Source organism: Tranquillimonas alkanivorans (genome assembly GCF_900115595.1).
Classification (GTDB): domain Bacteria; phylum Pseudomonadota; class Alphaproteobacteria; order Rhodobacterales; family Rhodobacteraceae; genus Tranquillimonas; species Tranquillimonas alkanivorans.
In genome coordinates, this window is sequence record NZ_FOXA01000001.1 from 295,770 (window position 1) to 309,424 (window position 13,655).

At 68.4% G+C, this 13,655-nt stretch carries 17 protein-coding genes; 6 read left to right on the plus strand and 11 right to left on the minus strand.

Going from position 1 to position 13,655, the window contains the following annotated elements; translation table 11 throughout:
- The first annotated feature begins 100 nt into the window (after nt 1-100).
- Nucleotides 101-595, plus strand: coding sequence for a hypothetical protein (locus BM162_RS01480; protein ID WP_093416719.1), 495 nt, complete (start codon nt 101-103; stop codon nt 593-595).
- Here the strand turns inward: BM162_RS01480 and BM162_RS01485 are convergent, their stop codons facing one another.
- The 6 genes from BM162_RS01485 to pyk form a co-directional block, all read right to left on the minus strand.
- Nucleotides 596-877 (minus strand): YrhK family protein, encoded by a 282-nt coding sequence (locus BM162_RS01485; protein WP_093416721.1) that lies wholly within the window; start codon nt 875-877, stop codon nt 596-598.
- 82 nt (nt 878-959) lie between these two features.
- Nucleotides 960-2,033 (minus strand): phenylalanine--tRNA ligase subunit alpha, encoded by a 1,074-nt coding sequence (gene pheS, locus BM162_RS01490; protein ID WP_093416724.1) that lies wholly within the window; start codon nt 2,031-2,033, stop codon nt 960-962.
- 226 nt (nt 2,034-2,259) lie between these two features.
- Nucleotides 2,260-2,622, minus strand: a complete 363-nt coding sequence (rplT, locus tag BM162_RS01495; RefSeq protein ID WP_093416726.1) for a 50S ribosomal protein L20 — start codon at nt 2,620-2,622, stop codon at nt 2,260-2,262.
- Between the two features lie 12 nt (nt 2,623-2,634).
- Entirely contained in the window at nt 2,635-2,835 is a 201-nt protein-coding gene (rpmI, locus tag BM162_RS01500; protein WP_093416729.1) for a 50S ribosomal protein L35, read from the minus strand.
- Nucleotides 2,836-2,945: 110 nt separating this feature from the next.
- Nucleotides 2,946-3,170 carry a hypothetical protein gene (locus BM162_RS01505; RefSeq protein WP_093416731.1) on the minus strand — a complete coding sequence of 75 codons (225 nt, stop codon included), beginning with the start codon at nt 3,168-3,170 and terminating at the stop codon, nt 2,946-2,948.
- 38 nt (nt 3,171-3,208) lie between these two features.
- Entirely contained in the window at nt 3,209-4,654 is a 1,446-nt protein-coding gene (gene pyk / locus BM162_RS01510) for a pyruvate kinase (RefSeq protein WP_093416734.1), read from the minus strand.
- A 132-nt stretch (nt 4,655-4,786) separates the two neighbouring features.
- Between pyk and BM162_RS01515 the strand changes: the two genes are divergently transcribed.
- Both BM162_RS01515 and BM162_RS01520 read left to right on the plus strand, forming a co-directional pair.
- Nucleotides 4,787-5,527 (plus strand): N-formylglutamate amidohydrolase, encoded by a 741-nt coding sequence (locus tag BM162_RS01515; RefSeq protein ID WP_093416736.1) that lies wholly within the window; start codon nt 4,787-4,789, stop codon nt 5,525-5,527.
- Nucleotides 5,528-5,545: 18 nt separating this feature from the next.
- Nucleotides 5,546-5,860: a DUF1244 domain-containing protein gene (locus BM162_RS01520; RefSeq protein WP_093416739.1), complete on the plus strand. Its 315-nt coding sequence runs from the start codon at nt 5,546-5,548 to the stop codon at nt 5,858-5,860.
- Between the two features lie 64 nt (nt 5,861-5,924).
- Here BM162_RS01520 and BM162_RS01525 read toward each other — a convergent pair whose 3' ends face one another.
- Both BM162_RS01525 and BM162_RS01530 read right to left on the minus strand, forming a co-directional pair.
- Nucleotides 5,925-6,887, minus strand: coding sequence for an acetyl-CoA carboxylase carboxyltransferase subunit alpha (locus BM162_RS01525; RefSeq protein WP_093416741.1), 963 nt, complete (start codon nt 6,885-6,887; stop codon nt 5,925-5,927).
- A 73-nt stretch (nt 6,888-6,960) separates the two neighbouring features.
- The gene (locus BM162_RS01530) at nt 6,961-7,917 is read right to left on the minus strand and encodes an L-malyl-CoA/beta-methylmalyl-CoA lyase (protein WP_093416744.1); all 957 of its coding nucleotides are present in this window, start codon (nt 7,915-7,917) and stop codon (nt 6,961-6,963) included.
- A 321-nt stretch (nt 7,918-8,238) separates the two neighbouring features.
- On the opposite strand from BM162_RS01530, the gene dgcN reads away from it, so the two are divergent.
- From dgcN to BM162_RS01545, 3 genes are all read left to right on the plus strand, one after another.
- Complete coding sequence (gene dgcN, locus BM162_RS01535) at nt 8,239-9,240, plus strand: N-acetyltransferase DgcN (RefSeq protein WP_093416746.1); 1,002 nt, start codon at nt 8,239-8,241, stop codon at nt 9,238-9,240.
- Nucleotides 9,237-10,202 (plus strand): N-acetyl-D-Glu racemase DgcA, encoded by a 966-nt coding sequence (dgcA, locus tag BM162_RS01540; RefSeq protein WP_093416749.1) that lies wholly within the window; start codon nt 9,237-9,239, stop codon nt 10,200-10,202. Before dgcN ends, dgcA begins: the two co-directional genes overlap by 4 nt.
- 122 nt (nt 10,203-10,324) lie before the next feature.
- Nucleotides 10,325-11,179, plus strand: a complete 855-nt coding sequence (locus BM162_RS01545; protein ID WP_093417761.1) for a D-amino-acid transaminase — start codon at nt 10,325-10,327, stop codon at nt 11,177-11,179.
- Nucleotides 11,180-11,294: 115 nt separating this feature from the next.
- Here BM162_RS01545 and BM162_RS01550 read toward each other — a convergent pair whose 3' ends face one another.
- From BM162_RS01550 to BM162_RS01560, 3 genes are read right to left on the minus strand one after another with little or no spacing between them, the layout of a single operon-like run.
- The gene (locus BM162_RS01550; RefSeq protein ID WP_093416751.1) at nt 11,295-12,029 is read right to left on the minus strand and encodes a lysophospholipid acyltransferase family protein; all 735 of its coding nucleotides are present in this window, start codon (nt 12,027-12,029) and stop codon (nt 11,295-11,297) included.
- Nucleotides 12,029-12,931: a cell division protein FtsX gene (locus tag BM162_RS01555; protein ID WP_093416754.1), complete on the minus strand. Its 903-nt coding sequence runs from the start codon at nt 12,929-12,931 to the stop codon at nt 12,029-12,031. Before BM162_RS01555 ends, BM162_RS01550 begins: the two co-directional genes overlap by 1 nt.
- Complete coding sequence (locus BM162_RS01560) at nt 12,928-13,605, minus strand: cell division ATP-binding protein FtsE (RefSeq protein WP_093416757.1); 678 nt, start codon at nt 13,603-13,605, stop codon at nt 12,928-12,930. The genes BM162_RS01555 and BM162_RS01560 overlap by 4 nt, the downstream gene beginning before the upstream one ends.
- Nucleotides 13,606-13,655 lie beyond the last annotated feature (50 nt).

Below are 13,655 nucleotides of genomic sequence, written 5' to 3' on the forward strand. Positions count from 1 at the left end.
ATCACATTTTCAGCGGCCGCGAAACCGCCCGCTCGCCCCGCCGGTTGACCCGGTGATGCCGCCCCCGTGCGGCCCTTCACGACGAACAGGAGAAAACGCAATGCAACGCGCCGTGACCGCGATCTATCGCACACACCAGACCGCCGCGCTTGTCCGCAACGAGCTTGATACGCTGGGGGTGCCGCGCGGCTATATCCACATGATCCCCGAGACCGAGGACCGGCTGCCCGAGGGCTCGAGCCGCGACGTCGGTCCCTATAACCAGGAGATCCACGACCTTCACCTGCCCGAGGACGACACGCGCACCTATCAGCAGGCGGTGAAAAACGGCGATTACATCGTGTCGGTGGACGTCGAGGACAACGCCGACCTCGACCGCATCAAGGACATCATGCGCCGGCCCGAGGACTCCCGCGATATCGACGCGCTCGACACCGAGTACGCGGGGGCCGAGTACATCCCCTTCCGCCACTCCGACGCGCCGCCCTACACAGAAGGGCAGCGAGGCGTGCGCGATCCCGGCAGCCCCGGCGAGCGGGGACACCTGCGCGGCTACACCCGCTCCGAGCCGATGCGCGACCGCACCCGCGACTGATCAGCCGCCGTAGCGCTTGGCGAGGTCCTTCTCATCCCCCATCGAGGCGAGCTTGATCTCGCGCGCGAACCGGATGGTGGGCTTGGCCGCGAACAGCGCCGAGCCCACCACGAAGAACCAGATCGCCGTTGTCTCGAGGCTGTTCCAGAAGAAGAGGATCGAGCCCACCAGAAACGACGCCGCCGCGGCGAAGTCGACGCAGGTATAGGCGAGTTCGTACATCGCGTAGACCCGCCTGGTATCGTCGCTCTTTTCCCGGTTTTCCTGCCTGAACCACTGCATCGCCGTCTCCTTCACATTTCAGGAGACGGAAATGCGCGAGGCCCGGCTTCGGGTTCCCTCCCGAACCGATCGGACCGCGGCTTTACCCGCTCAGTCCGCCGTGCAGCGTCGGGACGTCGAGCGCGCGGAAACCGTAATGGCGCAGCCAGCGCAGGTCGCTGTCGAAGAAGGCGCGCAGGTCGGGAATGCCGTATTTCAGCATCGCGATCCGGTCGATGCCCATGCCGAAGGCGAAGCCCTGCCATTGGTCGGGATCGATCCCGCCAGCCTGCAGCACTTTCGGATGCACCATGCCCGAGCCCAGGATCTCGAGCCAGTCGTCGCCCTCGCCCACCTTGAGCTGACCGCCCTCCCACGAGCAGCGAATGTCGACCTCGGCCGACGGCTCGGTGAACGGGAAGTGCGAGGCGCGGAAGCGCAGCTCCACGTCGTCGACCTCGAAGTAGGCGCGCACGAACTCCTCGAGCACCCACTTCAGGTTCGCCATAGAGATGTCGCGGTCCACCGCGAGCCCTTCGACCTGATGGAACATCGGCGTGTGCGTCTGGTCGTAGTCGGCGCGGTAGACACGACCCGGCGCGATCACCCGCAGCGGCGCGCCCTGCCCCAGCATCGCGCGGATTTGCACCGGCGAGGTGTGAGTGCGCAGCACGTGCGGCGGGCGCTCGTCGCCCTCGGCACGATGCATGTAGAAGGTGTCCATCTCTTCGCGGCTGGAATGGTGCCACGGGATGTTGAGCGCGTCGAAGTTGTGCCAGTCGGTCTCGATCTGCGGGCCCTCGGCGACCGTGAAGCCCATGTCGGCGAAGATCGCAGTGACCTCCTCGGTCACCTGGCTGACGGGATGGATGGTGCCCTGCCGGCGCGGACGCGAGGGCAGCGTCACGTCCAGCCATTCCGCGCGCAGGCGCTCGTCCAGCGCGGCGTCGGCCAGCGCTTCTTTCTTGGCCGACAGCGCCGAGTTGATCTCGTCCTTCAGCGCGTTGAGCTTCGGGCCGGCCTCCTTGCGCTCGTCCGGGGTCATCTTCCCCAGTTCGCGCATCTTCAGGCTGACCTCGCCCTTCTTGCCGACGGCCTGGACGCGGATGTCCTCGAGCCCTGACTCGTCGGACGCTCCCGCGATCAGTCCCAGGTACTTGTCTCTCAGATCGTCCATCGCGCGCCTCCGGCTGTCTTCGGAGCAGGGTGCTATCCTCTCCGACGCAGCGCTGCAAGCGCGGTGGAAGCAGAGAGCCCGCCCGCTCCCATGGCGCAGGTTGCCCTACCGATCAGTGGGCGTACCGGGTCGAAGCCCGTGGTTCAGACGCGCGCGATGTTGCGAACATGAAAAAGCCGCGCGTCCGGCAGGACACGCGGCTTCAAAATCACGTCGAGCGGATCGCTCAGGCCAGCGCGGCCTTCGCCTTGTCCACGATCGCGCCGAAGGCGTCGGGCTCGTGCACGGCGAGGTCGGCCAGGACCTTGCGGTCGACCTCGATCCCGGCCAGGCCGAGACCGTTGATGAAGCGCGAATAGGTCAGCGATTCATCGTGGGCGCGGACCGCGGCGTTGATCCGCTGGATCCAGAGCGCCCGGAAATTGCGCTTGCGGTTCTTGCGGTCGCGCGTGGCGTACTGGTTCGCCTTGTCGACAGCCTGCGTCGCGGTGCGGAAGGCGTTCTTGCGACGGCCGTAATAGCCTTTCGCCGCCTTGATGACCTTCTTGTGACGGGCGTGGGTGGTGGTGCCGCCTTTGACTCGTGCCATGTCCGGATCTCCTTAGCGGGCGTAGGGCATGTAGGATTTCGCGAGCTTCTGGTCGGGCTCGCTCAGGACCTGGGTTCCCCGCGCGTCGCGAATGAACTTGTTGGTCCGCTTGATCATGCCGTGCCGCTTGCCGGCCTGGCCGCCGACGACTTTCCCAGTCGCCGTCACCTTGAAGCGCTTCTTGGCGCTCGACTTGGTCTTCATCTTGGGCATTTCCGTCTCCTCTGGAAGCGGTTGAATACGCGACTCGGCATGCCTCCCGGCCGGTCGCGCCGTAGGAGCGGGCCGTTTACAGGCCCGCGGACGATCTGGCAAGTCCCCGTCTAGCGGGTGTACTGCGCCACCACGCGCACCACGGCGTCCGGCACGTCCTCGAACGTGTAGCCGCCGGGCTTCGTGTTCACTGCATATGCAACGAAGCCGCCCCCGATCACGAACAGGATCGCTGCCGCCCGCGGAGGACGCGAGTCAGTGAAGGCCGCGATGACGGACGGGATCGCGAGGGCGAGGCACACGCCGCCGACGACCAGTGCAAGATCAGGCTGCATTCCTCGCCCCTAGATTGATCACCCCCTGTGGATAAACCTTAACCGGGATCGGTCTTGAAGATCAATCTTTCCTCGCAAGGCGCCACGCGCAGGATGTTCGTCGTGCCCGCGGTGTTGAACGGAACGCCGGCAGTGACGACGATCTGGTCCTTCTCGGTCGCGAAGCCTTCCGCCCTCGCGGCTCGGGCCGCGTTGACCACGGCCATCTTGAAGCGGTCGAGCTCGCCCGTCATCACGCAATGCATCCCCCAGCTCAGGCACAGCTGACGGGCCGTGCGCACCAGCGGGGTGAGCGCGATGATCGGAACGTGCGGCCGTTCTCGCGCCACCAGCAGGGCGGTGGTGCCCGACTGCGTGAAGCAGCAGATCGCCTTGATGTCGGTCGTTTCGGCGATTTCGCGTGCGGCCGAGACGATGGCGTCGGCGACCGTTTCCTTCAGGCCGCCACGGCTGGCGTCGAGCACGTCGCGATAGGTCGTGTCGCTTTCGACCTCGAGCGCGACGTTGTGCATCGTCTTGACCGCCTCGACCGGGTAGTTGCCCGCGGCGCTTTCGGCCGACAGCATCACGGCGTCGGTGCCCTCGTAGATGGCGGCGGCGACGTCCGAGACCTCGGCCCGCGTGGGCATCGGGCTCTCGATCATCGATTCGAGCATCTGCGTGGCCACGATCACCGGCTTGGCGCAGGCGCGGCACTTGCGGACCAGCCGCTTCTGGATCGGCGGCACGTTCTGCACCGGCAGTTCCACGCCCAGGTCGCCGCGCGCGACCATGATGCCGTCGCTCGCCTCGAGAATGGCGTCGAAGCTGCGCACGGCGGCCGGCTTCTCGATCTTCGACAGGATGTTCGCGCGGCCGCGCGCCAACTCACGCGCCTCCATCACGTCCTCGGCCCGCTGCACGAAGCTCAGCGCCAGCCAGTCGACGCCAAGTTCGCAGACGAACTCCAGGTCCTTGCGGTCCTTCTCGCTCAGCGCGGCGAGGGGCAGGACCACGTCGGGCACGTTGACACCCTTGCGGTTCGAGATGGTGCCGCCGACCATCACCTCGCACTCGGCGAAGTCTTCGCCGCAGTCGCGCACCTTCAGGCGAATTTTGCCGTCGTTGACCAACAGGGTCGAGCCGGGCTCGAGCGCCGCGAAGATCTCGGGGTGCGGAAGCAGCACGCGGTGGTTGTCGCCCTCGGCGTCGTTCAGGTCCAGCCGGAACGACTGGCCCTCCTCCAGTTCGGCCGCGCCGGCGGCGAATGTGCCCACGCGCAGCTTCGGCCCCTGAAGGTCGGCGAGAATGGCGATCGGGCGGCCGAGGTCGTTTTCAACCTTGCGGATGATGGCGTGCCGCGCCTCGATCTCGGAGTGGTCGCCGTGGCTCATGTTCAGGCGGAACACGTCGGCTCCGGCCTCGAACAAAGCGCGGATCGTCTCGTAATTGTTCGAGGCGGGCCCGAGGGTCGCCACGATCTTCACGTTGCGAAGGCGTCTCATGCTGCCTCGCTCCTCGTTCTGGTTTGCGCTAACGCAGGGTCGGCGCCTTTGTGGCGGAAATACCGGCCGGTGACAACTGGCACTCTCCCGGCCTCTCCCATAAGCAGGCCGGGTTAAGGATGTGATGATGTCATGGCGTATCAACCCTTCTTCGTGATCGGCGGCGACCGGCCGTCGCGCTGGCTGGTGACCTGCGACCACGCCGCGAACACCGTGCCGGACGAGGTCGCGGGCGGTACGCTCGGCCTGAGCGATGCGGACATGCACCGCCACATCGCCTACGACGTGGGCGCCGCCGGACTGGCGAGTGCGCTGGCCGAGGCGCTCGACGCGCCCGCGATCCTCTCGAACTTCTCGCGCCTGGTGATCGACCCCAACCGGGGCGAGGACGACCCGACGCTGGTGATGAAGCTCTACGACGGCTCGATCGTTCCCGCCAACCGCCATGCCGATGCCGCCGAGGTCGAACGGCGCAAGGCGCTGTGCTATCGCCCCTATCACGCCGCACTCGAACAACTGGCCGCGCGACGCGAGGACACGGTGATCCTGTCGATCCACTCGTTCACGCGGCAGCTTCAGGGCCGGCCGCCCCGGCCGTGGCAGGTCGCCGTGCTTTATGCCGGCGACGACCGGCTGGCGCGGCCGACGCTGGCGCGGCTGAACGCCGAGGCCGACCTGTGCGTGGGCGACAACCAGCCCTATACCGGCCACCTGCCCGGCGACGCCATCGACCGACACGCGCTGACCCACGGGCGGCCGAACGTGCTGATCGAACTCAGGAACGACCTGATCCGGCAAGAGGCCGAGCAACGCGCCTGGAGCCGGCGGCTCGCGCCGCTGCTTGACGCCGCGCTTGCCGACTCCCAGCTTTGACACGAACGGAGGAGTGACATGGACGACCAGACCCGCATCGAACTCGAAGCCGCCGCCTTTCGCCGCCTGCGCGACCACCTCGCCGAGCGGACGGACGTGCAGAACATCGACATGATGAACCTCGCCGGCTTCTGCCGGAACTGCCTGTCGCGCTGGTATCAGGAAGCCGCCAACGAGCGCGGCATCGAGATGTCCAAGGACGAGGGGCGCGAGGCGTTCTACGGCATGCCGTACGCCGAATGGCGCGAGAAATACCAGACCGAGGCGTCGGGCGCGAAGAAGGCCGAGTTCGACACGGCCTTCCGCGAGAACGTCACCGATAAGCAGGGCTGAGGCCCGGGCGAAAGGTCTTCAGAAGACCTTTCGCAAGTTCCTTCAGAAGGAACTTGCGCCGGCGTCAGGCCGCCAGCCCCTTCGACCCCATGTCGAGGAACTTCTTCCGGCGGTCGTCAAGCAGGGCGGCCTCGTCGAGCTGCGACAGCTCGTCCAGCATCGCCGCGATCTCCTGCCCCACGGACGCGATCGCGTCCTGCGGCGCGCGCTGCGCCCCGCCTAGCGGCTCGGTGATGATGCGGTCGATCACGCCGAGCTTCCTGAGGTCCTGCGCCGTCAGGCGCAGCGCCTCGGCCGCCTCGCGCATCTTGTCCGCGTCCTTCCACAGGATCGACGCGCACCCCTCGGGCGAGATCACCGAGTAGATCGAGTGCTCGAGCATCGCCACGCGGTTGGCCGTGGCGAACGCCACCGCCCCGCCCGAGCCGCCCTCGCCGATCACCACGCTGACCATGGGCACACGCAGGCGCAGGCACATCTGGGTCGAGCGTGCGATCGCCTCGGACTGGCCGCGCTCTTCCGCGCCCTTGCCGGGATAGGCGCCGGGCGTGTCGACCAGCGTGACCACCGGCATGCCGAAGCGGCTGGCCATCTCCATCAGGCGGATCGCCTTGCGGTACCCCTCGGGGCGGGCCATGCCGAAATTGCGCTCGATCCGCGTGCGGGTGTCGTTGCCCTTCTCGTGCCCGATGACCATGACCGGCCGGTCGTTCAGCCGGGCCAGCCCCCCCATCACCGCGTGGTCGTCGGCGAAATTCCGGTCGCCGGCCAGCGGCGTGTACTCGTCGAAGAGCGCCTCGACGTAGTCGCGGCAATGCGGCCGGTCGGGGTGCCGGGCGACCTGGGTCTTCTGCCAGGGCGTGAGGTTCTTGTAGAGGTCGCGAAGCATGCCGTCGGCCTTCTTGTCGAGCGCGGCGGCCTCTTTCTCGACGTCCATCCCCTCGGACTTGCGCGCCATGGCGCGCAGCTCCTCGGCCTTGCCCTCGATCTCGGCGAGGGATTTCTCGAATTCGAGATAGTTGGTCATGCGGATCCTCGGTGCGCTTCGGACCCGTATATGACGGCCCCGACGCACCGATGCAACTCGCCCGACGGTCGTGTCAGGTCGCGATCATCTCGGCCTGCCGCACGACCACCTCGGCCTGGCGGATGCTGGCGAGGTCCACCAGCCGCCCCTTGTAGACCGCCGCACCCTGCCCTTCGCGCTTTGCCGCCTCCATCGCCTCGAGGATCGCCCGCGCCTCGGCCACCTCGTCCTCGGACGGCGTGAACACTTCGTTGGCAAGCGCAACCTGCTTGGGGTGGATCGCCCACTTTCCGACCATGCCCAGCGTCGCGGAACGACGGGCCTGGGCGCGAAACCCTTCCTCGTCGCTGAAATCGCCGAAGGGGCCGTCGACCGGCAGTACGCCGTGGGTGCGGCAGGCAGCGACGATGGCGGCCTGCGCCCAGTGCCAGGGATCGGACCAGTACTTCTGCCCCTCGCGGTGCATATAGTAATTCTCCTGCGTACCGCCGATCCCGGTGGTCTGCATCCCCATCGAGGCCGCGAAGTCCGCCGCGCCAAGGCTCATCGCGGTCAGGCGCGGAGAGCTGGCGGCGATCTCCTCGACATGGGCAATGCCCGCCGCCGTCTCGATGATGACCTCGAGCCCGATGCGCCTGTTCCGGCCCGCCGCCGCCTCGACAGCCGTCACGAGGGCATCGACGGCATAGATGTCCGCTGCGCAGCCGGCCTTGGGGATCATGATCTGGTCCAGCCGCTCGTCCGCCCGCTCCAGCAGCTCCACGACGTCGCGGTACCAGTACGGGGTATCCAGCCCGTTGATCCGCACGCTGAGGGTCTTGTTGCCCCAGTCCACCGCGCCGATGCCCTCGATGATGTTGGCGCGCGCCAGCGCCTTGTCGTCAGGCGCGACCGAATCCTCTAGGTCGAGGTTGATGACGTCGGCGGCGCTGGCGGCCATCTTCGCGAACAGCTCGGGGCGCGAGCCGGGGCCGAAAAGCTGGCACCGGTTCGGGCGGGCCGGGGGCTGGGGCTGGATGCGGAATGACATGGCGCCTCGGCAATATTGTTACTTACAGGGTCACGCCTTTGGTATGTTCTTGCGGCACCGCATGCAAGTTTATTTTGCACGCGCAGCATCCGCCGCTCGCCAACCTCCTTCAGAAGGAGATTGCGAAGAGTTCTCTGAAAACCCTTCGCACCACCCGGGGCGATGGGTTCTGCGACAAACGCCGGCGCATGCACAAGAAGTCAGCGCTCGTGGCGGCTCAGACCGGACAAGATTGCGCTCCACCCCCGTCTCGCGCAGAAGTCGGGATGCATTTGCGGACGCCATCGTCGATGGTATCACGAACTCTTCAAGGAGGACCGGATGATCCAGACGCCTTATCTTCTTTTCCTCGGCGACGCGCCGGACCAGCTTGCCGCCAAGGTCGCGCAAGGCATCGCCGACTGGCGCCCCGACAACGCGGTGGGCCAGTTCCGCCTGCCCGGCTGCGGCGCCGACGTCGGGCTGAGCGACATGACGCTGGACGAGGCGAAGGCCGCGGGCGCGAAGACGCTGGTCATCGGCGTGGCCAACCGGGGCGGCGTGATCTCGGAAAGCTGGAAGGACGTCATCGTCGAGGCGCTGTCCAAAGGCTTCGACGTGGCCAGCGGCCTGCACACGCTTCTGCGCAACGACAAGGCGCTGGTCCGCGCGGCCGAGGAGCAGGGGCAGAAGCTGCACGACGTGCGCATTCCCTCGACGCCCTATCCGATCGCGGACGGGCGCAAGCGCAGCGGCAAGCGTGTCCTCGGCATCGGCACCGACTGCTCGGTCGGCAAGATGTACACCGGCCTCGCCATGGATGCGGTGATGAAGGAGCGGGGGATGAAATCCTCGTTCCGCGCCACCGGACAGACCGGCATCCTGATCACGGGCGAGGGCGTGCCGCTCGACGCCGTGGTGGCGGACTTCATGGCCGGCGCGGTCGAGTACCTGACGCCCGACAACGATGACGATCACTGGGATCACATCGAGGGGCAGGGCAGCCTGTTCCACGTCTCGTACTCCGGCGTGACCATGGCCCTGATCCACGGCGGCCAGCCCGACGCGCTGGTGCTGTGCCACGAGCCGACGCGGACGCACATGCGCGGCCTGCCGAACTACGACCTGCCGACGCTGGAGGCGCTTCGCGACACGGCGCTTCCGCTGGCGCGGGTGGCGAACCCCGACTGCCGGGTCGTCGGCATCTCGGTCAACACCAAGGCGCTCGGCGAGGATGAGGCGCGGCGGTACCTGGAGGAGACCGAGGCGCGGATGGGCCTGCCGACCGTGGACCCCTACCGCATCGGGGCCGAACGGCTGGTCGACGCGCTGGTGCAGGCATGAAGCTGACGGTCTCCCCCGACACGTTCAAGCTGGCCAACCCCTTCACCATCTCGCGCGGCTCGCGGACCGAGGCGCGCGTGCTGACGGTGCGGGCCACCGACGGTGGCGCACGCGGCTGGGGCGAATGCGTGCCCTACGCCCGCTACGACGAAACGCTCGACAGCGTGACGTCGCAGATCGAGGACCTGCCTGATCTCTTCGACCGTGGCGCCTTGCAGGACCTTCTGCCGGCCGGCGCCGCCCGCAACGCGGTGGACTGCGCGCTCTGGGACCTCGAGGCCAAGCGCGCGGGCAAGCGGGTGTGGGAGATCGCGGGCCTGGCCGTGCCGAAGCCGCAAGTGACGGCCTATACCCTGTCGCTCGACACGCCCGAGCGGATGAGGGAAGCGGCGGCGGGCAACGCGCACCGGCCGCTTTTGAAGATCAAGCTCGGCACGCCCGAGGACATGCCCCGGCTGGAGGCCGTGCGCGAGGGGGCGCCCAAGGCCCGCATCATCGTGGACGCGAACGAGGGCTGGACGGCCGAGGTCTATGCCGATCTCGCCCCGCACCTCGTCCGGCTGGGGGTGGAGCTTGTCGAGCAGCCGCTGCCGGCGGGCGACGACGACATGCTCGCCGAGATCGAGCGCCCCCTGCCCGTCTGCGCCGATGAAAGCTGCCATGACCGTGCCTCGCTGCCCGCTCTGAAGGGCAAGTACGACATGGTGAATATCAAGCTCGACAAGACCGGTGGCCTGACCGAGGCGCTGGCCCTGCGCGACGCGGCGCGGGCGCAGGGCTATGGAATCATGGTCGGCTGCATGGTCGGGTCGTCGCTGGCGATGGCCCCGGCGGTGCTGGTGGCGCAGGGTGCGGCGGTGACCGACCTTGACGGGCCGCTGCTTCTGGCCGAAGACCGCGACGCGCCGCTGACCTTCGACAAGGACGGCGTGCATCCGCCCGAAGCGCGCCTTTGGGGGTGAGGCGCGCCCGGAAATCGGTCCAGTGGACCGATTTCAGCGCCGAACGCGCGGAGCGCGCAGCAAAGCCGCCGCACGGCGCAAACGACACACCGCGGGCCCGGCCCGCGAACGAGGAGACGGGGATGAGCCGCACGGTCTATGTCAACGGTGAGTACGTGCCTGAGGAAGAGGCGAAGGTTTCGGTGTTCGACCGCGGCTTCCTGTTCGCCGACGGCGTTTACGAGGTCACGAGCGTGCTGGACGGCAAGCTGATCGACTTCGACGGCCACGCAAAACGGCTGGAGCGGTCGCTGAACGAGCTCGACATGGACATGCCGATGGGTCGCGACGCGCTGCTCGACATCCACCGCGAGCTGGTGCGCCGCAACGGGATCGGCGACGGCCTGATCTATCTCCAGGTCACGCGCGGCGCCGCCGACCGCGACTTCGCCTACCCCGAAGGAGCCACGCCCACCGTCGTGCTGTTCACCCAGGCCAAGCCGGGGCTGGCCGATGCGCCGCTGGCGAAAGAAGGGATGAAGATCATCTCGATCCCCGACCTGCGCTGGGGCCGGCGCGACATCAAGACGGTGCAGCTTCTCTACCCCTCGATGGGCAAGATGGCGGCGAAGGCTGCCGGCGCCCACGACGCCTGGATGGTCGAGGACGATCACGTGACCGAAGGCACCTCGAACAACGCCTACATCGTCAAGGACGGCACCATCGTCACCCGCCACTTGGGCAACGAGATCCTGCACGGCATTACCCGCGCCGCCGTCCTGCGCTTCGCGCGCGAGGCGCAGATGCAGGTCGAGGAACGCGCCTTCACGCTGGAAGAAGCCAAGCAGGCCGACGAGGCCTTCGTCACCTCAGCCTCGACCTTCGTGATGCCCGTCGTCTCGATCGACGGCGTCGCCGTGGGCGAGGGCGTGCCGGGCCCGGTGGCGACGCGGCTGCGGGACATCTATCTCGAGGAAAGCCGAAAGGCCGCCATCTGAGCCGGGTGACCCGCCCGGCGACGTGATCGAGGGGGCTCTGCCCCCTCTGCGCCTGCGGCGCATTCACCCCCGGGATATTTCAGGACCGAAGATGAGGCCGGGGCACACCGGAACGTCAGCGCAGGGCGGTCCAGCCGGCCTCGGCCATCAACCGGTCCGAGGCGGCCTCGATGTCGTCGTGGATGCGCGACATGAACGCGCGCTGGTCGAGGCCCGGCTCAACCCACGGCAGGAACTCGACCACGGCGAGGCCGGGCTTGCGGTAGATGCCCGAGCGCGGCCAGAACACCCCCACATTCGTGGCCGCCGGCACACAGGGCTGGCCCAGCTGATCGTAGAGCAGGTAGGTGCCGACCTTGTAGGGCAGGATGGCGCCGGGCGCGGCGCGGGTACCTTGCGGATAGATGATCAGCTGGCCGGGCACGGTGCGGCCCTTCTGCACGTCCTCCATCATCTGCTTGACCGCCGCGCCGCGCTTGCCCCGGTTCACCGGCACGCAGCCGATGCGCTTGGCGAACCAGCCCAGCACCGGCGCGCGGGTCAGCTCGGCCTTCATGATGAACTTCGGGCGCGGCGTCTCGGACACGATGATGATGATGTCGAAGAACGACTGGTGCTTGGCGGCGATCAGCACCTCGTCTTCGGGCGGCGTGCCGCGCACCTCGGAGCGCAGGCCGACGAGGACGCGGGCCGACCATCGCACCCAGCGGCAATAGGCGTGGATCGCGTGGAACGCCCAGGCCCGCGAGATCATCGCCGGGATCGAGAAGACGAGCCCGAGGATCGCCATCATCAGATACATCTGAAAGACGAAGACGAGAGAGCGGAACCAGCGCCAGGCATAGACCATCAGGTGAACCCCTTGAGTGCGCGCAAGGCGGCGTTGCGGGTGGCAAGGAAGGCGACGAGCGCCGCGAAGACCGGGATCGCCAGCGGCACGAGCCACGCCCAGCCGGCGAAGCCCAGCCCGGTGAGAAAGCCCCCGGCGGCCGATGCATCGGGCAGCAGCGCAACCGCCGCCATGCCCAGCGCCGTGCCGCCCGCCGCGCCGGTCAGCGCGCGCAGGGTGAAGCGGCGCACGAAGGCGCGGGCGATGTAGACGTCGCGCGCCCCCACCAGACGCAGCACGCCGATGACCTGCGCGTTGGCCGCAAGCGCCGCGCTCGCCGCCAGGGTGACCATGGCCGCCACGGCCATGGCAATGAGCAGGATCGAGACCACGCCCAGCGCACGCAGCCGCTCGGCCGCCGCGATCAGCGGGCGCCGCCAGCGGGTGTGGTCGTCGAGCACCGCGCCCGGCGCCTCGGCCCGCAGCCGCAGGCGCAGGCCCTCGGAGTCGTAGCCCGACGCGGTCTCGATCACCTCGACGAGCTGCGGGATCGGCAGGCTTTCGACCGGCAGGTCGGGGCCGAACCACGGCTCGAGCAGGGCGCGCTGCTCGGCGGCGTCGAGCGGGCGGGCCAGCGCGACACCCGGCGTCGTGCGCAGCACCTCGAGCACAGCCTCGGTCTGCCGCTCGACCTGCCCCGGCGGGGCCGAGATACGGATGGTCGAGGTCTGCGCCAGCTCCGTTCCCCAGCGCTCTGCCAGCCGGCCGCTGGCCAGCGACAGCGCCAGCGCGAAGACGGCGAGGAAGGCCATTGCCGCCGCCGACAGGACGGTAAGCTGCGCCGTGAAGCCCGAGGGCGGCACCACCCGGTCGGCGCGCGGATCGCCCTTGATCAGCCCGAGAAGCGCGCGCAGCCGGCTCACAGGTCGGCCCCCGCCACCTGGAGCTGCCGGTCGCGGATGCGCAGGACCCGCGCGGCCACCTGCGCCTTCGCCTGCCGGATCAGGTTGAGGTCGTGGGTCGCCACGAGGATCGCCTTACCCATCCGGTTGAGCTCGACCAGCAGGGTCAGAAGCCGCAGCGACATCTCCCAGTCCAGGTTGCCCGTGGGCTCGTCGGCCAGGATCACGTCGGGCGCCATGATGACGGCCCGGGCCAGCGCCGCGCGTTGCCGTTCACCGCCCGACAGCTCGGGCGGCAGCGCGTCGCGGCGGCGGTGCAGGCCGACCCACCGCAGAAGCTCGTCGAGCTCGGCCCGCCGCTCGGGCGCGTCCTGGCCCGACACGACAAGCGGCAGCGCCACGTTCTCGGCGACCGACAGGTGGTCGAGGAACCGGCAATCCTGGTGCACCAGCCCCACGCGCCGCCGCACCTGCGCCACACCGTCCCGCCCCAAAGCCGCGGCGTCGCGCCCGAAGGCGTGCACCTCGCCCCGCGTCGCGCGGAGTTCGAGGTAGCAAAGCTTGAGCAGCGTGGTCTTGCCCGCCCCCGACGGGCCGGTCAGGAAATGGAACGACCCCGGCGCGAGCGCGAGGTCGATGTCCGACAGCAATGCGTCGCCGCCGTAGCTGTAACTGACGTCCCTGAGCTCGATCACGTGGCCTGTTCCCCGCCCGCGCGCCACCCGCGGCGGGCGCTTCGTCGCGC